Consider the following 20,557-nt stretch of genomic DNA (forward strand, 5'->3'; position numbering starts at 1 on the left):
TTTCATTTCGATAGCAAAGAAAACTGAAGATTTTTTAACCAGACACTGTCACTTTGTCGCTGACCCACCTGTTTTTCTTTGTATCCCCACCTCATTAGTATTTTTCATTATATATCTAACAAAGCGTTTGATTTTATTGAAGCATTACAAGGAGTAAATGCATTAAGTAAACTACTGTGTCAGTCGTCTCGGCCTTTAATCGACGACTGGCGTCTATTTGTGACAGTATCTATTTTTATTTATTCGGATTTTTCTTGTTGTCATAGTGTAAATTCTGAATTGTCATTATTATTTACATGGGGTTATATATGGACATATTTACATGATTGTGACTGTAAGGGTTGTAGCTTGATTTATTTATTCAGTTCTTGTGAATATTTTTCATATGGATTTAAAAGTATATACAATGCAAAGTTTCCAAAAATGGATTTAGATAGAGATCTTATACTCATTAGTGATTTACGCTTTTTGCAAAGAGAAAAGTTTAGTGATGGCGATATTATTTTCATTAATTACGATGGTCATAATGAAGCATTACTATTGGCTTTAATGGATGTTAAATTACGAGTAAAAGAGATAAGTATTGTAATATTATATCACTTCAATAAGATGTACACATTTATTGAGGAGATGGTTTTTTTTTAATATTACAAAGTTCATTATAAGTAGCTTGAATTGCATTTGTAGTATTCATACTATAATAAATAGCTATTATCATTCAAATGAAGTGAGCGTTTTCATTTTTAAAAAGAGTAAGGTTATATTAAAAGTGGATACATCATTAAATGACAATGAAAAGAGGGTAATAACGTATATTTTACTGGGTCTTAATAACAAAAAGATATCAAAAAAACTAAATATTTCAAATAAAACAGTGAGTTACTATAGGTGCTCAATCTATAAGAAATTAAAAATAAATAATTTATCTTGTCTTTTTATCAGGTTTAATAGGCATTCTGAATTACTAATTGATTAGTGAGTTGATACCAAACACAATTTTTAATTATAACATCATTTTTAATTTGTTTTGACTGAATTGTAGGGTTTTACGATGACTTTATTTTAAACTACAATGCACAACCTCGGATATGTAATATTTTAGTATTATAGTTATCTACCAGTATTTATGAGAAGAAACATCAATAGTTGATGAAGTGATTTATTTTTTCGAATAAAAATGATGATTGCTATTGTTAAAATAATAAAATGGAATATTTAAAAAAATAAAGTTGAAAATGTCATTTCATTTTTATTATATGATTTAGCAAGGTTTGAAAATATATGAATGAAAATATCATCAGGTCTTTTTTTAAAACAAATCACCGGACTTCCCTATTTTTTTCAGCGAAAAATAAACTTCAGCGCCAATATTTTTGTTTGGCTATTTTTCTCTTCCAGGCTCTGTTCCTCATCAGTCCCTCGTTTTCATCTGAGCTTGCCAGTACCCAGAAGGAGCGTAAAGCAGACAAGACACACATGGTGACTAAGTCATATGTACTGGGTGAGGGAGAAACAGTAAGCAGTGTGGCAAAAAAACTGGGGCTAACGCTTGCACAACTGGAGCAGATAAACCAGTTTCGTACCTTTCCACAAGGATTTGAGCAAGTTAGTTCAGGTGAAGAGATTGATATTCCTGTGCCGATAATTGCGGAGCAGGGAGCCACAAAGGTTAGTGTGGTTACTCCCAATGAAGTAAATTGCCCCGTCGGCATTGAGAATAATCCTCAGACTAAGGAATATGTAAAGCGAGTCAGTGCCTTATTGGCTTCATCTGACCCCACTACAGTCGCAACGGATGTCGTTCGTTCGGAGGTTTCCAGTACAGCGAACAAAGAAATTCAGAAGTGGCTGGGGCAGTATGGAACGGCTCAAGTGCGGCTAAATGTGGATGATAAATTTTCACTAAGGGAAAGCTCACTGGATTGGTTGTTTTCGTTCTACGACTCATCATCCGCCATCATTTTCACACAACTGGGCATACGCAACAAAGATCACCGTAATACCGCTAATTTGGGGTTGGGGGGGCGTATCTCAATGGGAAACTGGATATTGGGAGCAAACACTTTTTATGATAACGATCTGACAGGTATCAATTCACGCTTAGGGTTTGGTGCAGAAGCTTGGACTGATTACCTACAATTGTCCGCAAACAGCTATATGCGTCTGAATAATTGGCATCAGTCGCGGGATTTTATTGATCACGATGAACGTCCTGCGAACGGGTTTGATATACGAACAAATGCCTGGTTACCGGTCTTACCTCAGTTAGGGGGAAAACTGATGTATGAACAGTATAGTGGTGATAGTGTGGCGCTGTTTGGTAAGGACAAGTTACAGAAGAATCCTTATGCAGTAACCGCGGGGATAACCTATACACCATTCCCGTTGTTGACGTTCGGTATCGATGAACGTAGAGGGAAAGCAGGTAAAAGTGATACTCAGTTTAATATTCAGCTCAGCTATCATCTAGGTGAGAGTTGGTTATCCCTGACTGACCCATCCGCAGTGGCGGGCACACGTCAGTTAGCAGAAGCACGTTATAACTTGGTTGATCGTAACAACAACATCGTATTGGAATACCAAAAGCAGGATATTTTAAATATTACTAGTACCGAACAATTAAGAGGGTATTCTGGCGATAATGGAATTATACTCACGAAAATTGTTAGTAAACATAATGTTGAACGTGTTGAGTGGATAAATATTTCCGCATTGTTAGCCGCAGGAGGCAATAGTGTTGAGTTACCGGGACGTAAATTAGCCATTACTTACCCCCCTTACCAGATAGATGGTAATAATACCTATCACGTTGATGTTGTAGCTTATGATTCCAGGGGGAACCGATCAAATATAAGCACAACGGCGATAACTGTTTTGCAAAAAGAAAATACTCCAAGTACGGTTAACGCAGTCATCAGTGAGTTAATTACCGTCACAAATAATGCTTGGGCAAACGGAGTTGCGACCAACAGTGTGAAAGCGACTGTTACCGATGAACAAGGCTCTCGCCTCATTGATCAAGTAGTCAATTTCAGTGCTGATAATGATGCAATAATCTCTGCAACAGGAACCACCGATAGCAACGGTGAAGTATTAATAACACTGACAAATAACACTGTCGGAGAGGCTATCGTAACAGCAAGTATCAACAATACTGAGTTGACTACACCCACTATCTTTTTACCCATTGATATCATAACCGGTATTAATGTTAACAATTACAGATTCGCAGCTAATGAGGGTTTTCCCTCTACTGGTTTTGTTGGCGCTTATTTTCAGTTTGAGATAAACACGACTACTACACTTAATTCGAATTATAATTGGACGAGTAGTCAGCCTGATTGGGTGGCGGTAGATAATAATGGGAGTGTGAAATTTTTAGCTGAGCCGAGTAATAAAAGTCCTGTAACTATTACAGCTACCAGTAAAAGTGGAAATGGTGTCGAACTCAGTTATACGTTTACCATTGATAATTGGTTTATACATAATGATAGTAATTATATGACTGGTTCTGCAGCAGATAAATGGTGTGCTAGTTATCCAGGCTATGAGGTACCGAGTTATCGTTTGATCACTAATGCATGGGAAAATAGCTCCGGTACTCGAGGTGTTGGTGCTTTTTGGCCAGAGTGGGGAAAAATCAGTTACTTTAATGTAAATTTTCCTGACGACCAGCACTGGGCCAAAGAATACAGTTCGAATGGGGAAAAACGATACACCGTCGGTCTGACGAGTGGATATCTTCAACCTATCGATTATCCACCGGGTAACAATACTATTCGCCATGTTACTTGTATAAAACAATTATAATATTTTAAAAAGTTGGCGCGGGAGCAGTAATAAGGGAATGAAGAATTGCGGCTTTATTTTGGTGGAAGAAATAATATGACCCGATTGGGAAATCAGAATTTTTAACAGACTATTTTTTAACTATATGATTCACAATAATAAATCGCGAGGCATTATGATGTACAACGGCCAACATAATCCAAAGGATCTCTTTGAGATTCTTCAGACGGCTGACAAACCTCGCTCCTGCGGCCTCTGGTGGTGAAAACAGGGTGAAAAGTCAAGCGTCCGCGTCAAGGATGGTGCGGCTCAAGCGGCAAGGACGTATTGACGGTGTCTTTACGATCTACCGATTTTTACCATTGCGACCACTTTTTTTAATCAACTCAGCCGGAAGAAATAACTTCCGGCTGTGATAGATCCGACTTTGCGATACCACCACCATATTATTTCATAACTTTCTGGTTTTATTAAATATTTACCAGAATATGACAAAATGTATGGGTGGTTTTCCTAAGTTAACCTCTCATGGTCACAAATTCTTCCGCAGCAGTAGGGTGGATTGCCACAGTATTATCGAAGTCTTTTTTGGTTGCCCCCATTTTCACGGCCACAGCGAAACCTTGCAGAATTTCGTCCATACCGAAACCAATCCCGTGAATACCGACGATCTTCTCCTCTACACCGACGCATACCAGTTTCATTCGGCACGGCTGACGGTGTTGGGTGACGGCGCTGTACATGGCGGTGAAGGCGGATTTGTAGACTTTCACCTGATCGTCACCAAATTGTTCGCGTGCCTGCGGTTCGGTCAAACCGATGGTGCCGATTGGCGGATGGCTAAATACTACCGTTGGGATATTGCTGTAATCCAGATGCTCATCCGGCTTATTGTTAAATAAGCGTTCGGATAGGCGGCGACCTGCGGCGACGGCAACCGGCGTCAGCTCGACTGCACCGGTATTATCACCGACGGCATAAAGACCTTTCACATTGGTATTCTGGAACTTATCGACGATGATATAGCCATTTTCATTGGTTTTTACACCACTGGCGGCCAGATTTAGGTTATCAGTTGCTGGTTCACGACCAATAGCCCAAATCAGATGATCAACGGTGACTTCGGTACCCTTTTCCAGTTGTAGGGTTAGGCTACCATCGGCATTTTTAATCACGGCTTTTGGCACGGATTCGGTATGCAGTGTTGGCCCTTCGGTGTTCATGACTTCCACCAGCGTTTCGACGATCAATGGATCGAAGCTGCGCAGCGGTGCGTGTTTACGTACAAACAGGTGGGTTTCTGTACCTAACCCGTTTAATACGCCAGCAATCTCAACGGCGATGTAACCCGCGCCGACAACGGCTACGCGTTTTGGCAGTTCATCCAGTGCAAAAAATCCGTCAGAATCGATGCCGTATTCCGCGCCGGGAATATTTGGGTGACTAGGGCGGCCACCGGTGGCGATCAGGATGTGATCCGCTGTGATCTTCTCGCCGTTGACTTCAACGGTATGGGCATCAATAAAGTGGGCAAAGCCTTTAATTACGTCAACTTTGTTATTGCCTAAACCACGCTCGTAGGACTGATGAATACGATCAATATAAGCGGTACGGTTGGCGATCAGGGTTTTCCAGTTGAAGTGGTTCACCGTGGTGTCAAAGCCATAGTCTGGGCCGTACATACGGATGGCTTCCGCGATTTGTGCCGCGTGCCACATGACTTTCTTTGGCACACAACCGACGTTTACGCAGGTTCCACCCAGATCTTTGGCTTCTATCAAGGCACATTTTTTACCGTACATGGCTGCCCGGTTGATTGATGCAATGCCGCCACTGCCACCGCCAATTGCCAGATAATCGTAATGTTTGGTCATCAGGGTCATTTCCATGAGTGTAGTTTTAAATAAGCTAAGAGTTTAACGCCTGATCCCACTTTGTCGCAAAGGTTGCATCAATGGTTGTGATAGGCATTGGAAGACGAAGGGAGTTTAGCGTTAAACGATGATGAAAAATGCACCGGCAACCTGAGAGTTAAGGGTTGAAGTTATATGATTGCCCTTGTGATGTCATACTGGCGGCAGCAGGGAATCGCTGCCGCTTTTACGTGCATTTATTCAGGTACAACCCATTTGACCAGAGTATGGCCGTGGCCAGATGGTACCAAGGCTTTATGCAGCCAAGGTAGTAGGTCGGTCATCTGTTTTTCCAGCTTCCACGGCGGGTTGATCACGATCATACCGGAAGCTGTCATGCCGTGCTGATCGCTGTCTGGGCGTACTGCCAGTTCGATTTGCAGAATGCGGCGGATGCCTGTGGCTTCCAGTTCTCGCAGCATACGTTTGATTTGTTGACGTAATACCACGGGATACCACAATGCATAAGTACCGGTCGCAAAGCGTTTGTAACCTTCCTGAATACCTTTTACCACGTCCTGATAATCGGTTTTCATCTCGTAGGGCGGATCCATCAGAATAAAACCGCGACGAGACTGCGGTGGCAACTGCGCTTTCAACTGTTGGTAGCCATCGGCACGCTGAACTTTAGCCCGCTCATCTTTAGCGAACTCTTTCCGCAGCATTGGGTAATCACTAGGATGCAGCTCGGTCAGGCTGATTTTGTCGTATTCGCGTAATAAATGACGCGCGATCAACGGTGAACCCGGATAATAACGCAGCTGTTCCCCATGATTTAACGCCTTGATGGCGCTCATATACGGAGCTAAATCAGCGGGTAAATCTTCCCGTTGCCAGATTTTAGCAATACCTTCCAGATACTCCCCAGTGCGTTCAGCATGTTCGCCGCTCAGCTGATAGCGACCAGCGCCTGCATGGGTATCCAGATAGAGGAAAGGTTTTTCTTTTTCTTTCAAAGACTCAATTATCAGGCTTTGAACAGTATGTTTGAGTACGTCGGCATGGTTGCCTGCGTGAAAACTGTGGCGATAACTTAACATTTGCGGCTTCTCCTGCGGCTTAGGCAGCATTATCTATCAAAGGGATTGATGTCGCCAGCCATTGATTTTCCGCACGATAGACCTCATGTTAATCTTTCATCCGCATTTATGGCCTGACGGTAGGAATAATATGAATAATTTACCGTCAGGACGACAACAAAAATCAGGACACCCTATGACAAATCCGCTATTGACTCCGTTCTCCCTGCCGCCGTTTTCGGCTATTCGCCCTGAAGATATCGTGCCTGCGGTGCAATCCGCGTTAGATGAATGTCGTCAATCGGTGGAGCGAGTTGTGGCTCAGGCAGGGCCTTTTACCTGGGATAATCTGTGCCAGCCGCTGGCTGAATCCGATAATCGCTTATCCCGTATTTGGTCGCCAGTAGGCCATCTGAATGCGGTAAAAAATAGCCCGGAATTGCGCACTGCCTATGAGCAGAGTCTGCCGCTACTGTCTGAATATGGCACTTGGGTTGGTCAGCATAAAGGTTTGTATCAGGCGTATGTCAGCCTAAAAGAAGGGCCGGGTTTTGCCGAATTAACACCGCCTCAGCGTAAAGCGGTGGACAATGCCCTGCGCGATTTCCAACTGTCCGGCATTGGTTTACCAGAGGAACAGCAGAAACGTTACGGTGAAATCGTGGCGCGATTGTCTGAACTGGGTTCGACCTACAGCAACAATGTGCTTGATGCCACTATGGGTTGGAACAAGCTGGTTACTGATGAAAAAGAGCTGGCTGGTTTGCCGGAAAGCGCGCTGGCTGCCGCCCGTGCGATGGCTGAGGCCAAAGAGCTGGATGGCTGGTTGCTGACATTGGATATGCCGAGTTATCTGCCAGTGATGACTTATGCCGATAATGCTTCCCTGCGGGAAGAAATGTATCGTGCTTTTGCCACTCGTGCTTCCGACCAAGGTCCAAATGCTGGCAAGTGGGATAACAGCGAGATCATGGCAGAAATTCTGACGCTGCGTCATGAATTGGCGCAATTACTGGGCTTTGCCAGCTATGCCGATCATTCGCTGGCGACCAAAATGGCGGAAGAGCCACAGCAGGTACTGAATTTCTTAACCGATCTGGCCAAGCGTGCGCGTCCGCAGGCGGAAGAAGAATTGGCTCAGTTACGCGCCTTTGCTGAAGAACACTTCGGTGTGAGCGAATTGGCGGCTTGGGATATTCCTTATTACTCCGAAAAACAAAAGCAGCATTTATTCTCCATCAGCGATGAACAACTGCGCCCTTATTTCCCAGAACAGCGGGTTGTAGAAGGCCTGTTTGAGGTGGTTAAGCGTATTTATGGTATTACCGCCAAAGAACGTCATGGTGTTGATAGCTGGCATCCGGATGTGCGTTTCTTTGATTTGTTTGATGCCAAAGGCGAACTGCGCGGGAGTTTCTATCTCGATCTGTATGCCCGCGAGCATAAACGCGGCGGTGCCTGGATGGGAGATTGCATCGACAGCCTACGTTTGGCTAATGGTGAGTTGCAAAAGCCGGTAGCCTATCTGGTCTGTAACTTTAACGGCCCGGTTGGTGATAAGCCGGCGCTGTTTACCCATAATGAAGTTACCACGCTGTTCCATGAATTTGGTCATGGCTTACATCATATGTTGACCCAAATCGATACTGCCGGTGTTGCGGGTATCAGCGGTGTGCCTTGGGATGCGGTCGAATTGCCAAGCCAGTTTATGGAAAACTGGTGCTGGGAACCGGAAGCGTTGGCGTTTATTTCCGGTCACTATCAAACCCATGAGCCTTTGCCGAAAGAAATGCTGGATAAGATGCTGGCGGCGAAAAATTATCAGGCGGCGCTATTTATTCTGCGTCAATTGGAATTCGGCCTGTTTGATTTCCGGATGCATTACGAATTCGATCCGGTTAAAGGCGCACAGATCCTGCCAACCTTGCAAGAAGTGAAAAAGCAGGTTGCCGTAGTACCAGCACCAAGCTGGGGCCGTTTCCCGCACGCGTTCAGCCATATTTTTGCTGGCGGTTATGCTGCAGGTTATTACAGCTATCTGTGGGCCGAAGTGCTGTCGGCGGATGCGTTCTCCCGCTTTGAAGAAGAAGGGATTTTCAACGCTGAGACAGGTCAGTCCTTCCTCGATAATATTTTATCCCGTGGCGGTTCAGAAGAGCCGATGATGCTGTTCAAACGCTTCCGTGGGCGCGAACCGCAGTTGGATGCTATGCTGCGCCACTATGGTATTAAAGGTTAAGTCTGAAGGGCATTATCCCGCGTGAGCATTCGTTTATTTTGTGAAGAAGGTGCCGATTCCGGCACCTTATCTATTCTGGCTGAGCGCTGGGGTTTGGTTTCTGACGAGCAGGCGACGATGGCACTGGTGTTAACACCGACACATCTGGAACTGCGCAAGTTGGATGAACCCAAACTCGGCGGGATTTTTGTCGATTTTGTTTCCGGTACTCTGGCTCATCGCCGCCGCTTTGGCGGCGGTCGGGGTGAAGCGGTCGCCAAAGCCGTGGGCATCAAAAAAGGTTATTTGCCGAATGTGGTCGATGCCACTGCGGGTTTGGGGCGCGATGCTTTTGTTCTGGCCGCGTTGGGGTGCAAAGTTCGCATGCTGGAGCGTAATCCGGTTGTCGCCGCACTGCTGGATGATGGTTTGCAGCGGGGTTATCAGGATCGAGAAATCGGTGGCTGGCTGCGGGAGCGCATGACATTACTGCATGCTTCAAGCCTAACGGCGTTGGTTGATATTGATCCGCGACCGGAGGTGGTTTATCTCGATCCCATGTATCCTCACCGACAAAAAAGTGCCTTGGTGAAGAAAGAAATGCGGGTGTTTCAGTCTTTGGTGGGTGCTGATGAAGATGCTGATGGCTTGCTGGCTCCAGCACGTGCGCTGGCAACTAAGCGAGTGGTCGTCAAACGTCCCGATTATGCGGAACCTTTAGCTGGTGTAGCTGCCCAAGCCGCGATTACCACTAAAAGTCACCGTTTCGATCTGTATTTACCTTAATCGCGACTTTCTCTAATAAACCCCGCTATTCCAGAGGAATAGCGTGAAATGATTAGAGAAAGTGTTCGCTGGGCTGAAAACCGGCAGATCGTCAAGATGCCGCGAATACGTCCTTGTCGGTGACATCCTTGGCGCGGGCGTTTTACTCTTCCCCCTACTTACCAACCAGAGAGTACAGGCTTGAGTTTGATCAGCAGTCTGGCTTAGAGCACGCCCTGCGCCAGCATCGCGTCGGCGACTTTGACGAAACCGGCAATATTGGCACCGTGCACGTACTGAGTTTGCGGCCCTTCTCCGCCATAATCGACGCAAGATTGATGGATATCCAGCATAATATGGCGTAAACGCACATCCACTTTCTCTGATTTCCAGCTCAAACGAGCCGCGTTTTGTGCCATTTCCAGCCCAGAGGTGGCAACACCACCAGCATTGGCCGCTTTACCCGGAGCAAACAGTACGCCAGCTTCAATAAAGGCATCAGTAGCCTGAATGGTTGTTGGCATATTTGCACCTTCCGCTATAGCTTTCACGCCGTTGGCAATAAGCTGACGGGCCGCAGGCAGATCCAATTCATTCTGTGTGGCACACGGCAATGCAATATCCACTGGCACGTTCCACGGTTGCTCACCAGCCAAATAGATTAGATTCCGCTCGCGAGCATAATCTTCTACGCGTCCATAACGCTGGTTTTTAATTTCGGATAAATGTGCCAGCTTCTCGGGGGTGAAACCGGCTTCATCAACCAATGTGCCGCCAGAATCGGAGACGGTAATTACACGAGCACCCAATTCCATCGCTTTTTCAATGGTGTATTGCGCAACGTTACCCGCGCCGGATACGGCCACTTTCATGCCTTCAAAACCCAAACCGTGACGTTTTAACATCGCGTCGGTGAAATACACCAAGCCGTAGCCAGTGGCTTCCGGGCGAATCAGGCTGCCGCCGAAAGACAAACCTTTGCCAGTGAAGACACAGCCGGTGTTGTTGGATAACTTTTTCATCATCCCGGCCATAAAGCCCACTTCTCGTCCACCGACACCAATATCACCGGCTGGCACATCAGTGTCTGGGCCAAGATGACGATACAGTTCAGTCATTAATGCTTGGCAGAAACGCATCACTTCAGCCTGACTTTTTCCTTTTGGATTGAAGTCTGAGCCGCCTTTACCGCCGCCCATTGGCAAGGTGGTCAGGGCATTTTTGAAAGTTTGTTCAAAACCAAGGAATTTCAGGATCGACAGATTGACTGACGGATGGAAGCGCATCCCACCCTTGTATGGCCCAATTGCGGAACTGAATTGTACTCGCCATGCGCGGTTTACCTGTACCTGGCCTTTGTCATCCACCCATGAAACGCGAAACTGAATAACGCGCTCAGGCTCAATCAGTCGTTCCAGCAAACCCTGTTCCCGATAGCGAGGATTCTGTTCCAAAAATGGCCATAAAGAGGTGAAAACTTCACGGACTGCTTGCAGGAATTCGGGTTGGTGAGTATCACGTTGTTGTAAAGATTCTAGAAACGATGACAAAGAGGTTAACGCATTCATTAATGATTCCTTTGTGCAGAATAGAGCTCCCCTAACGACTTCTTATTGGCATGAGTATGACGAAATAGTGAGGAGGTGATGTTGTGTCTTAATTGACTATATCACTGCTTTCTATCGATGTAACAAAGGTTTTCTGACTGAAATATAACGAAGTTATCGGGAGATACTTCAATGCTATTCGGAGTTATATATGTAAAACGCCTGCATAGGCAGGCGTTTTAAGTAAATACTAATTCAGTCCTAGTTTATTCGTCGTCTTCATCATCTTTCAATGGAACGATCAACATGTCGACGTGAACTGTATTGATTAGCTGGCGAGCTGAAGACATCAGCTTGCTCCAGAAGTCTTGGTGATGGCCGCACAGCACCAGATCGATATCGTATTTCTTGATAGCATCAACCAGAACCTGGCCCAGATCGCCGCTACCGCTGAGGGTTTCAGTGATTGGATAGCCTGCATTTTGGGACAATTCGGTCAGCGCATTATGTGTTTCTTCAGAAATACGCTTTTGCATATCGCCGAGATTGACATCAATGAGACCGGTATACAGGTCTGAATAGTTAACATCGACATGGATCAGGGAAACTTTGGCATTGTACGGTCTGGCCATAGAGACCGCTTTTTCAACCAACACCTTGCTTTCCGGAGAGAGGTCAACCGCAATAAGAATGTGTTTATAAGCCATAAGTAAACTCCTTCCATAATGCTAATTAATGGGTAAGCACTCATTCAGTCAACTGAACGGGCGCTAACGCTATGCTCGTATACTATCACTATGATCCATAAGTGAAGTGTTTACCGGATCACAATGACGAATTTAAATTTTTTGCCTTGGGTTAGTATGACTGTTTTACACCAATAGCCCTATTAATCCTATTGCCAAGCTGGTTATTGTCAACGTTTAGGCTGATTTTCTGGCCATTACACCGTTAAATATGGCGTTAATCATGCTGGCAATCCACAGAGGCAGAAGCACGGTTAGCAAGACAGCCCGTGATAATTTGACTCGTGGTATTTAGTTAAGCAAGTTTAACCTTTGAGAGTAATTCTGGACGTTTTAGGGTGGTATTGCAGCCATAAAGAGCAGATTCTGTAAAAAGAGATATTGGGGTGAACACGAGAATATCAGGCTACTGTTGATTTAATTTCCTACACTGGTAAATGGGTTGGCACAAATATTCAGCGATAGCGTCGGCCCATTTAAAAAAGTGATAGAGACGTGTTTAGATGTCTCGGGGGTATTTGTAATGGCTAGAGTGGGTGATTGTGCTGCGGCAGGGAGAGCCCTTCGCTAGCGCAAGATATCGCCATAGGGGGGATCATGATCAGTACCGTCGCGCTTTTCTGGGCTTTATGTGTGGTGTGTGTGGTGAATATGGCGCGTTACTACTCGTCCTTACGGGCGTTGTTAGTGGTTTTACGCGGTTGTGACCCATTACTGTATCAATATGTGGATGGTGGCGGCTTCTTTACCTCTCACGGCCAGCCAAGCAAACAGATTCGGTTGGTGCGTTATATTTACGCTCAGCGTTATACCGACCACCATGATCCGGAATTCATTCGCCGTTGTGAAAGGCTACGAGGTCAGTTTATTCTCACCAGTGCCCTATGTGGGTTGGTGGTTGTCAGCCTGATGGCGCTTGCTCTGTGGTACTGAAATATGCGCTTTCTTATGTTAGCCAACTAAAAAAGGCGACCCGATAAGGTCGCCTTTCTATTTGTAGTCACGTGAGTTCATTCAGCCAAGCTTAAATGAATTTTAACGCCACCCAATACAGAGAGCCAGAAAGAAGAATCGATACTGGCAGAGTAAGAATCCACGCCAACATGATACTTTTAATGGTTTTCCCTTGTACGCCACCGCCATCAACCAGCATGGTACCGGCTACAGCAGAGGAAAGAACTTGGGTCGTGGAAACGGGCATACCGGTGTAGCTGGCAATACCAATAGAAACCGCAGCGGTCATCTGGGCAGAAACCCCTTGCGCGTAGGTCATTCCTTTCTTGCCAATTTTCTCACCAATGGTGACTGCAACACGTTTCCAACCGACCATAGTACCCAGAGAGAGTGCCAGAGCAACGGCAACGATAATCCAGGTTGGTGCGTATTCCACGGTTTCCAGCAGGTCTTTGCGCAGGTCGTTAAGGAAACGACGGTCTGCGGAACTGGTTTCCGGCAATTTGGCAACGGTACCTGCAGTCTCAGCGACACACATCAGTAAACGACGCATATGACCGCGTTGATCTACATTCAGTTGCTCATAGCTTTGCAGGTTGGCCAACAGTGTCTGAGCATGGTCGATAGCGATCATGGCGCGAGAACTGTCACAATGAAATTGCGCTGGAGTCTCTGGCAACGTCTCTGGTGACGGAACCAATGGCTTCAATGCGATAGCATGAGGAAGTACTTCATTGTGCTGCTGATAATATTGTTGTAAATGGGTCACTGCATCCCGCGTACGGGCAATATCATAACCGGTGGCATTCATATTAACGATAAAGCCAGCCGGAGCGACGCCAATTAACACTAACATAATCAGACCAATCCCTTTCTGACCATCGTTAGCACCGTGAGAGAAACTCACGCCGATAGCCGATAGAATCAGTGCAGTACGAGTCCAGAATGGTGGCTTACGTTTGCCATCTTTCTTTTCACGTTCAGCAGGGGTTAGATGAATACGCGCTCGCTTCTTGGTTCCGCTCCAGTAACGACGCAGCAGGAACACCATCAAACCTGCAATAATCAAGCCCACTAATGGCGACAAGATCAACGACAGGAAGATTTGTATCATTTTCGGAATGTTCAGCGCATCCACTACGGATGTACTGGTCATCAGGGCATTGGTTAAGCCGATCCCGATAATGGCACCAATCAGCGTATGTGAACTGGAGGCAGGAATACCAAAATACCAAGTACCCAGATTCCAGATGATAGCAGCCAATAACATGGAGAAGACCATCGCCAACCCATGAGACGAACTGACATTCAACAAGAGATCTGTAGGTAACAGATGAACGATGGCATAGGCCACGCTCAAACCGCCCAGCATCACGCCAAGAAAGTTAAAGACCCCAGCCATAACGACAGCAATCTGCGAACGCATGGCGCGGGTGTAAATTACGGTAGCAACCGCATTGGCTGTGTCATGAAAACCATTAATGGCTTCATAAAACAGCACGAACAGTAAAGCAAGAACTAACATAAGGCCGGTATGGAAATCCAGGCCAGCGAAAAGATGTAGCATAAGCGTTACGCCAGTTTGTGGACATGAACGCGGCGCATTATCGGTGACAATGGGGGCTGGGTAAAAGGAAAATATGACCTTTTTTTGATATAGGCACCAATGAATGCATGATTAACATGAACATAAGCACGATATATCAGCATGTTACTTGGTTTTACGCATTCTAACATTTTCTTACTATAGCGATCTTTTGGCTAGAGCCTTACAATCTTCCGCCGCTGGTTATTCGGTTATTTGTAGTAAATAGTGCGGTAAAATTAACCAAATACCGAAATTTTGCAGCGATAATGATTTTACAGAGAGAGGCCGAGAGTGGAACAGTTTGATGTGGTGGTGGTGGGGGCGGGAGCCGCAGGGCTATTTTGTGCTGCTCAGGCAGGGCAATTAGGACGTCGGGTACTGCTGGTGGACAATGGCAAAAAGGCCGGACGTAAAATTCTGATGTCTGGCGGTGGGCGTTGCAATTTCACCAACCTCTATGTCGAACCGACCGCATATCTTTCGCAGAATCCCCATTTCTGTAAGTCAGCGCTGGCTCGTTATACCCAATGGGATTTCATTGATATAATGAATCGTTATGAAATTGCCTATCATGAAAAAACCCTCGGTCAGTTATTTTGCGATGATTCCGCGCAGCAGGTCGTCGAGTTACTGTTAAAAGAGTGCGAGCTGGGTCAGGTTACGATCCGCCTACGTAGCGAAATTCTGGCGGTTGAGAAAACCGATACAGGTTTCGAACTACAGCTTAATGAACAAAAAGTGAGTGCTTCCTCACTTGTTATCGCTTCTGGTGGTTTATCAATGCCGGGATTGGGAGCGACGCCATTGGGTTACAAAATCGCTGAGCAATTTGGTTTGAAAGTGTTGCCAACCCGCGCGGCTTTAGTCCCTTTTACCTTGCATAAGCCTTTGCTGGAGCATCTGCAAACTTTATCCGGCATATCGGTACCCACAGTGGTGACGGCAGAGAACGGTGTCAGTTTTCGCGAGAGTATCCTGTTTACCCACCGTGGGCTTTCCGGGCCGGCAATATTGCAACTTTCCAGCTATTGGCAGCCTGGCGAATATGTAAGCATTAACTTACTGCCTGATACCGATCTGGATAGCTTCCTAAATAATGAACGTCAGGCGCACCCAAATCAAAGTTTGAAAAATACGCTGGCTCAGTTATTACCGAAACGGTTGGTGGAATGCTTCCAATTGCTTGGGCAATTACCCGATGTCACCTTGAAGCAGTTAAATCCCCCACAGCAAGCCGCTTTGGTGCAGATGTTGCAGGCATGGCGTGTACAGCCTAACGGAACCGAAGGCTATCGTACGGCGGAAGTCACCATTGGCGGCGTCGATACTCAGGAACTGTCCTCCAAAACGATGGCGTCACATAAAGTGCCGGGGCTGTACTTTATCGGTGAAGTGGTGGATGTGACGGGCTGGTTAGGCGGCTATAACTTCCAGTGGGCGTGGAGTTCAGCCTGGGCTTGTGCGCAGGCGCTAGCAACTTTGTGCAGAGACAATAAAGTTTGTCCGTTAGCACTAAAGTTTGTCCCTTAGCTCATTTTTGGACAATAAAGTTTGTCCACTAAAGTTAAATAGGCTAAATTTTGTACAGGCCAGATGATTTTGGATACTGTATGGGACAAAGCAGAAAACTCGAAACTCTTGAAGACTATAAAAGGGCTTTAAAAGGGAAGTATGGAATTGGTGAAGGAGCTGACTACAAGCCGTGGCTCAGAGTTCAGGATGTAAAATCTCAAGGTATCCGCTCTCAAGTCTATGGCAGAAAAGTTCGCAGAGTACACCACCTGCTATCTTCTTTAGAAAGTGAGTTATTTTATCTGTCTGAATTTAGTGATGTTGTCATAGATATCCGAGAACAGTTCCCATTATTACCATTGAATTTATCGCATAAAATCGCCAAAACGATAGGTGTTAAACACCCTTCTCATCCCGTTACTAATGAATCAATTATAATTACTACCGATTTTCTACTTACTATTCAGTCCAGTAACGGTATTCAATACCAAGCCATATCAGTCAAACCAGAAAGCGAAACTAACAATCAGCGCTCACTCGAAAAAATCGATATTGAACGTATTTGGTGGGAACTGCTTGGTATTAATTTTAAATTATATATCGGCAACAAATTAACACGAGCACAAAGCCGAAACATTAGCTGGGCAACATCGCCATTTCGTGAACAGTTGGCGATTTTCTCTGATGTTCAAGTTGAGCAAGCATTGTATGTGTTAAGAGTTGGAAAAATTTTTATTCATGAAATCTGTGATTGTTTTATAAGTGAGAAAATTGTGTCGCATTTAGAAGCATTAACATTATTGCGATATCTTATTGCAGATAGGTTCATCGAGGTTGACTTATCCTTCAACATTGAAGAGGCTGGTATCCTAGACATTACCCAAGTGCTGTTAAATCAGAGAGGTGTGGGAAATGGAAATTGCTAAGAACTCTGTTTGGAGCTTCAAAGGCGCAGAAGATTTATCTGATGGGAAATATCGGGTCATTGAAATATTGGATGATATTGATTGTATTTTATTATTTTCACTAAATAGCACATCACCAACCGAAAGACCAAGAGCAACTCTTCTCTCTTATTTTATTCAGCAGGTTAAAAATAGACATGTTTCAACGGATACTTATCTTTTACCGATTTACTTACTCGTTGGAGAAGAGGAAATAACTGAGGCGCATAAAATTAGAAGAGATAAAAATTATGATTTAATTAATTATTTGATTTCCGATAAAAATTTTTTATTTGATTACGCGACTAAGGAAAGAGTTAACTATTTAACTGAACATGCATTAAAAAATAACACTAATAGTAAGATGATTGCTAGACTTCTTACTAGATACTGGCGTTATGGTCAGGAAAAAATGTCGATGCTTTCAGCGTTTTCTTTTAGTGGTGCAGCTGGGAAAATTCGCCAACTCAATAAAAAACCTCTGGGGGCACCTAAGACTTCTAGAACATTATCTGTAGAGAGGTCGGAAAAATATATATTAGGCAGTGCAGATAAAGATAAATTTAGTAAAGCATTAAAGAAATACTTTCTCAAAAAAAATGGTTTAACACTATCAAAAACATACAAGTCCATGCTTAGAGATTACTTTTCTGATGAAATTCGTTTAGCTGATGCCAAAGGATGTTCTCCGCATATTCCAACCCAAAAACAATTTAATTACTGGACAAAAAAGTTGTTTTCAAAGGATCAGATAATTCTGGCGAGAACGACAGAAAATGATTATTTGCGTAATAAAAGAGGAGTGCTAGGGAGTGTCACTCAAGCATCTATTTTCCCAGGGAGCTTTTACGAAATTGATGCTACCGTCGCTGATGTACATATCGTATCTGAATTTGGGGCACAATATCTTTTAGGCAGACCGACAATATACGTCATTGTAGATAGAGCAAGTCGCATGATCGTTGGGTTACATGTTTCTCTTTTTCATGCATCTTGGCGCGCAGCAAGACAAGCTCTTGCGAATTGTTTTTTACCAAAAAAAGATTATTGTCAGCAGTTTGGAATTGAAATTGATGAATCAGAATGGCCATGTGCTCATATTCCCCAGTCTTTAGTATGTGACAATGGAGAAATGATTGGTTTGAAGCCAAATCAAGTGGTTACTCCTATGACAGAACTAAAGTTCACGCCCCCTTACCGTCCCGATTGCAAAGGTGTTGTCGAAAAGCGTTTCGACATTTTAAATAAAGATGTTATTCATGACCTTCTTGGTTCGACAAGAGGTGGACAAATTGTTAGGGGGAGTAGAGATCCTAGGAAAGACTCAATATATACTTTAAGCCAATTAACTGTTCATCTGATTCAAGCTGTTTTAGAGCATAATCGCTCCATTATTAATGATCTTGCCCAAACAAGCTCATTGCTTATAGAAAATGACCTTTCGCCAACGCCAATAAATTATTGGAAAATCCATCTAATAAAACATAGACATGCACTTAAATCTTCCGATAAAAATGAGGTCATTTCTCGGCTGCTTCCACCTGCGGAAGTTAGCATGACTAGGAGTGGAATTCATTACAATGGCTTATATTACTTTTGTGAGCAGGTTGAACAATTAAACCTTGCTTCTATTGCCAGAACATCGGGGCGTTGGCGTTTACATGCACGAATTGATGAGAACACTACAGATTATATCTATGTCCGTCTGGATAAAAATAAAGATTTTACCAAGTGTACTCTTTTACCTCGCAGCAAAATGTTAGAGGGGAAGAGCATGGTGGAAGCTGAATTTCTTCAAGACTGGCTTGATGTTAAACGGGAATTAAGCCCTATAACAGTTACGTCGATCGATGATCATAAACGACGTAAAGAAATGAAAAAAGATGCCAAACGAGTTCGTCTGCTTTCATTACCCTCTATTAACGAAAGAGTAAGGGATATTCGGCAGCATCGTGCTGAGGAGATAATAGCTACGACTAATGCATTGAGTGAAGATAAGCTATCCTCAGGGGGAGCTGAAGATAAATCAGCCTATATTTGTGACTTTGTCAAAGTCCTGCCGAGAAGAAAAAAAGGGGGGACGGAATAATCATGAGGATTGTTAAGGCAAGCTATAACCAAGCCATTTTACCTGAGCATCAAGGAAATCCTTTGATCGAAGCGCTCCCCCCTAAAAAATCTTGGGAGGGTATGATGGATGCTTTCAGTAACTATCCAGAAATGGCAGAGGATATTAGAGACCATACTAATCCAATGGTGCGAGAGGAATATCTCACTCGATTGAAAGAACTTAGGCAACCACTGCCAATATATTACGATTGTTTTAGAGCGATAGAGAGGGCTTTAAAACAAGGGTATTCTGCGAAAAATCCTCTGACCCCTACGATGGCACAATATCTTCATTATCCAGTTAATGAACGTCCGCACATTGAGCCTAAAACGGGTTATTTTGTCCCAAAAGCGGAGACAATAACCCTTATAGGGGAAAGTGGAACTGGTAAAACTAGTATGCTTGAGCAAGTTTTGAACTATTTTCCTCAAGTAATAGAACATTCATCGTATAAAGGACTGCCAGTTCAACCAAGGAGGCAAGTCGTCTGGGTTAAAGTTGACTGCCCTAGTAATTCTAGTGTGCGAGACTTATGTGAAGAGCTGCTCACTCACTTAGATCTCGCTATGCAACGAGAAAAAACGAAGTCAGCGGGAACTATAGGCGGTTTAGTTAGGCAAATAGAGCAGCATATTAAATCCAGCTTTCTTGGCGTTTTAGTGATCGATGAAATGCAGCGTCTACGATTCAAGCGAACAGGGGGCGAAAACAATCTTCTCAGTTTTTTGCATAGTCTGATTAACAATCTTGGCGTCCCAATATTTTTTTGTGCTAATCCCCCATTTAATGAAACATTAGAAAAAACATTGAAAGCTGCTCGTAGAGCTGAGAGTGGAGGATATTTTACGATGAAGCTTTTGGAACGAAAGAGCGATTCTTGGGAAGCTTTTGTTCATGAATTATGGGATCTTCAATGGACAAGTTTTTTCAACGAATTAACCGATGAACTCAACGATAAAATCTACGATTTATCCGTGGGTAATCTAGATATGGCACATAGGATTTATCGTGAGGCGCAACGTTTAGTCATTGGCTCAGGTGACGAAAGAATTACTACTGCTACGTTGGAAATTGCCAGTATGTTAGCTTGTGGTCTATCATCCAAAACAGAAGAAATAAAACTAATAAAATCAGATCAATTCCTACCAAGAAGAGCTAAAGCCTCTACAATTAATATAGTTAAAAATAATGAAGAAAAGTTTAAAACCCATAGTGCTGGAGATATAACTAAGCCGCAACATCCTGAGTTTGCTAATCAGTTGAGGGAGATTGTTGGTTCGGTTGATATACTCAGTCGGATAAAAAATCCTGATTTATTTCAGCAGGCTGGAATATCGGATAACCCGATAGATTTTTTAAGGTTGCATGACATGATGTTGGATGATCCTCTTGTTAAACTATCAACCTATTGATATATATTTTTTTGTCTCTATAGCATCTTTTTTTTCTGAA

The 20,557-nt window shown here is 44.1% G+C and carries 14 protein-coding genes; 9 read left to right on the forward strand and 5 right to left on the reverse strand.

All coding sequences use genetic code 11. The features are described from left to right. Positions 1 to 769: 769 nt before the first annotated feature. Together DJ39_RS18390 and yrInv are read left to right on the forward strand one after the other, a co-directional pair. The gene (locus DJ39_RS18390) at positions 770 to 976 is read left to right on the forward strand and encodes a helix-turn-helix transcriptional regulator (protein WP_071815390.1); all 207 of its coding nucleotides are present in this window, start codon (positions 770 to 772) and stop codon (positions 974 to 976) included. A gap of 305 nt (positions 977 to 1,281) precedes the next feature. After that, positions 1,282 to 3,810 (forward strand): inverse autotransporter invasin YrInv, encoded by a 2,529-nt coding sequence (yrInv, locus tag DJ39_RS17045; protein WP_004722634.1) that lies wholly within the window; start codon positions 1,282 to 1,284, stop codon positions 3,808 to 3,810. 497 nt (positions 3,811 to 4,307) lie between these two features. Here the strand turns inward: yrInv and gorA are convergent, their stop codons facing one another. Together gorA and DJ39_RS00825 are read right to left on the reverse strand one after the other, a co-directional pair. Beyond that, a complete protein-coding gene (gene gorA, locus DJ39_RS00820; protein ID WP_038242962.1) occupies positions 4,308 to 5,663 on the reverse strand; it encodes a glutathione-disulfide reductase in 1,356 nt (451 codons plus the stop codon). Between the two features lie 236 nt (positions 5,664 to 5,899). After that, positions 5,900 to 6,742 (reverse strand): 23S rRNA (adenine(2030)-N(6))-methyltransferase RlmJ, encoded by an 843-nt coding sequence (locus tag DJ39_RS00825; RefSeq protein WP_038242894.1) that lies wholly within the window; start codon positions 6,740 to 6,742, stop codon positions 5,900 to 5,902. Positions 6,743 to 6,917: 175 nt separating this feature from the next. On the opposite strand from DJ39_RS00825, the gene prlC reads away from it, so the two are divergent. Both prlC and rsmJ read left to right on the forward strand, forming a co-directional pair. Continuing rightward, on the forward strand, positions 6,918 to 8,960 hold the full coding sequence (gene prlC / locus DJ39_RS00830) for an oligopeptidase A (RefSeq protein WP_038242892.1): 2,043 nt from the start codon (positions 6,918 to 6,920) through the stop codon (positions 8,958 to 8,960). 21 nt (positions 8,961 to 8,981) lie between these two features. Continuing rightward, positions 8,982 to 9,725: a 16S rRNA (guanine(1516)-N(2))-methyltransferase RsmJ gene (gene rsmJ / locus DJ39_RS00835; RefSeq protein WP_004722626.1), complete on the forward strand. Its 744-nt coding sequence runs from the start codon at positions 8,982 to 8,984 to the stop codon at positions 9,723 to 9,725. 203 nt (positions 9,726 to 9,928) lie between these two features. On the opposite strand, the gene gdhA is transcribed toward rsmJ, so the two are convergent. Together gdhA and uspA are read right to left on the reverse strand one after the other, a co-directional pair. Beyond that, the gene (gene gdhA / locus DJ39_RS00840; RefSeq protein ID WP_004722623.1) at positions 9,929 to 11,272 is read right to left on the reverse strand and encodes an NADP-specific glutamate dehydrogenase; all 1,344 of its coding nucleotides are present in this window, start codon (positions 11,270 to 11,272) and stop codon (positions 9,929 to 9,931) included. Between the two features lie 245 nt (positions 11,273 to 11,517). Then, the gene (uspA, locus tag DJ39_RS00845; RefSeq protein WP_004722622.1) at positions 11,518 to 11,958 is read right to left on the reverse strand and encodes a universal stress protein UspA; all 441 of its coding nucleotides are present in this window, start codon (positions 11,956 to 11,958) and stop codon (positions 11,518 to 11,520) included. Between the two features lie 636 nt (positions 11,959 to 12,594). Here uspA and uspB point away from each other — a divergent pair. After that, complete coding sequence (gene uspB, locus DJ39_RS00850) at positions 12,595 to 12,930, forward strand: universal stress protein UspB (RefSeq protein WP_004722620.1); 336 nt, start codon at positions 12,595 to 12,597, stop codon at positions 12,928 to 12,930. A gap of 91 nt (positions 12,931 to 13,021) precedes the next feature. On the opposite strand, the gene pitA is transcribed toward uspB, so the two are convergent. Continuing rightward, positions 13,022 to 14,518, reverse strand: a complete 1,497-nt coding sequence (pitA, locus tag DJ39_RS00855; RefSeq protein ID WP_004722619.1) for an inorganic phosphate transporter PitA — start codon at positions 14,516 to 14,518, stop codon at positions 13,022 to 13,024. A gap of 312 nt (positions 14,519 to 14,830) precedes the next feature. Here pitA and DJ39_RS00860 point away from each other — a divergent pair, with 312 nt between their 5' ends. The 4 genes from DJ39_RS00860 to DJ39_RS00875 all read left to right on the forward strand — a co-directional run bounded on the left by DJ39_RS00860 (position 14,831) and on the right by DJ39_RS00875 (position 20,517). Continuing rightward, positions 14,831 to 16,069 carry a BaiN/RdsA family NAD(P)/FAD-dependent oxidoreductase gene (locus DJ39_RS00860; protein ID WP_004722613.1) on the forward strand — a complete coding sequence of 413 codons (1,239 nt, stop codon included), beginning with the start codon at positions 14,831 to 14,833 and terminating at the stop codon, positions 16,067 to 16,069. An 80-nt stretch (positions 16,070 to 16,149) separates the two neighbouring features. Further along, positions 16,150 to 16,977 (forward strand): TnsA endonuclease N-terminal domain-containing protein, encoded by an 828-nt coding sequence (locus DJ39_RS00865; RefSeq protein WP_004722610.1) that lies wholly within the window; start codon positions 16,150 to 16,152, stop codon positions 16,975 to 16,977. After that, positions 16,964 to 19,084: a Mu transposase C-terminal domain-containing protein gene (locus DJ39_RS00870; protein WP_038251081.1), complete on the forward strand. Its 2,121-nt coding sequence runs from the start codon at positions 16,964 to 16,966 to the stop codon at positions 19,082 to 19,084. Before DJ39_RS00865 ends, DJ39_RS00870 begins: the two co-directional genes overlap by 14 nt. Positions 19,085 to 19,086: 2 nt before the next feature. Continuing rightward, complete coding sequence (locus tag DJ39_RS00875) at positions 19,087 to 20,517, forward strand: ATP-binding protein (protein ID WP_004722605.1); 1,431 nt, start codon at positions 19,087 to 19,089, stop codon at positions 20,515 to 20,517. The last annotated feature ends 40 nt before the right edge of the window (positions 20,518 to 20,557 follow it).

This window comes from Yersinia ruckeri ATCC 29473 (assembly GCF_000754815.1).
In the GTDB taxonomy this organism is placed as follows: domain Bacteria; phylum Pseudomonadota; class Gammaproteobacteria; order Enterobacterales; family Enterobacteriaceae; genus Yersinia; species Yersinia ruckeri.

What these genes read in the sequence shown, in the direction of transcription:
- uspA (WP_004722622.1), bottom strand. Translation starts at nt 11,958, where the DNA reads ATGGCTTATAAACACATTCTTATTGCGGTTGACCTCTCTCCGGAAAGC.
- yrInv (WP_004722634.1), top strand. Translation starts at nt 1,282, where the DNA reads ATGAATGAAAATATCATCAGGTCTTTTTTTAAAACAAATCACCGGACT.
- uspB (WP_004722620.1), top strand. Translation starts at nt 12,595, where the DNA reads ATGATCAGTACCGTCGCGCTTTTCTGGGCTTTATGTGTGGTGTGTGTG.
- prlC (WP_038242892.1), top strand. Translation starts at nt 6,918, where the DNA reads ATGACAAATCCGCTATTGACTCCGTTCTCCCTGCCGCCGTTTTCGGCT.
- DJ39_RS00870 (WP_038251081.1), top strand. Translation starts at nt 16,964, where the DNA reads ATGGAAATTGCTAAGAACTCTGTTTGGAGCTTCAAAGGCGCAGAAGAT.
- pitA (WP_004722619.1), bottom strand. Translation starts at nt 14,518, where the DNA reads ATGCTACATCTTTTCGCTGGCCTGGATTTCCATACCGGCCTTATGTTA.
- gorA (WP_038242962.1), bottom strand. Translation starts at nt 5,663, where the DNA reads ATGACCAAACATTACGATTATCTGGCAATTGGCGGTGGCAGTGGCGGC.
- DJ39_RS00825 (WP_038242894.1), bottom strand. Translation starts at nt 6,742, where the DNA reads ATGTTAAGTTATCGCCACAGTTTTCACGCAGGCAACCATGCCGACGTA.
- gdhA (WP_004722623.1), bottom strand. Translation starts at nt 11,272, where the DNA reads ATGAATGCGTTAACCTCTTTGTCATCGTTTCTAGAATCTTTACAACAA.
- DJ39_RS00865 (WP_004722610.1), top strand. Translation starts at nt 16,150, where the DNA reads ATGGGACAAAGCAGAAAACTCGAAACTCTTGAAGACTATAAAAGGGCT.
- DJ39_RS00875 (WP_004722605.1), top strand. Translation starts at nt 19,087, where the DNA reads ATGAGGATTGTTAAGGCAAGCTATAACCAAGCCATTTTACCTGAGCAT.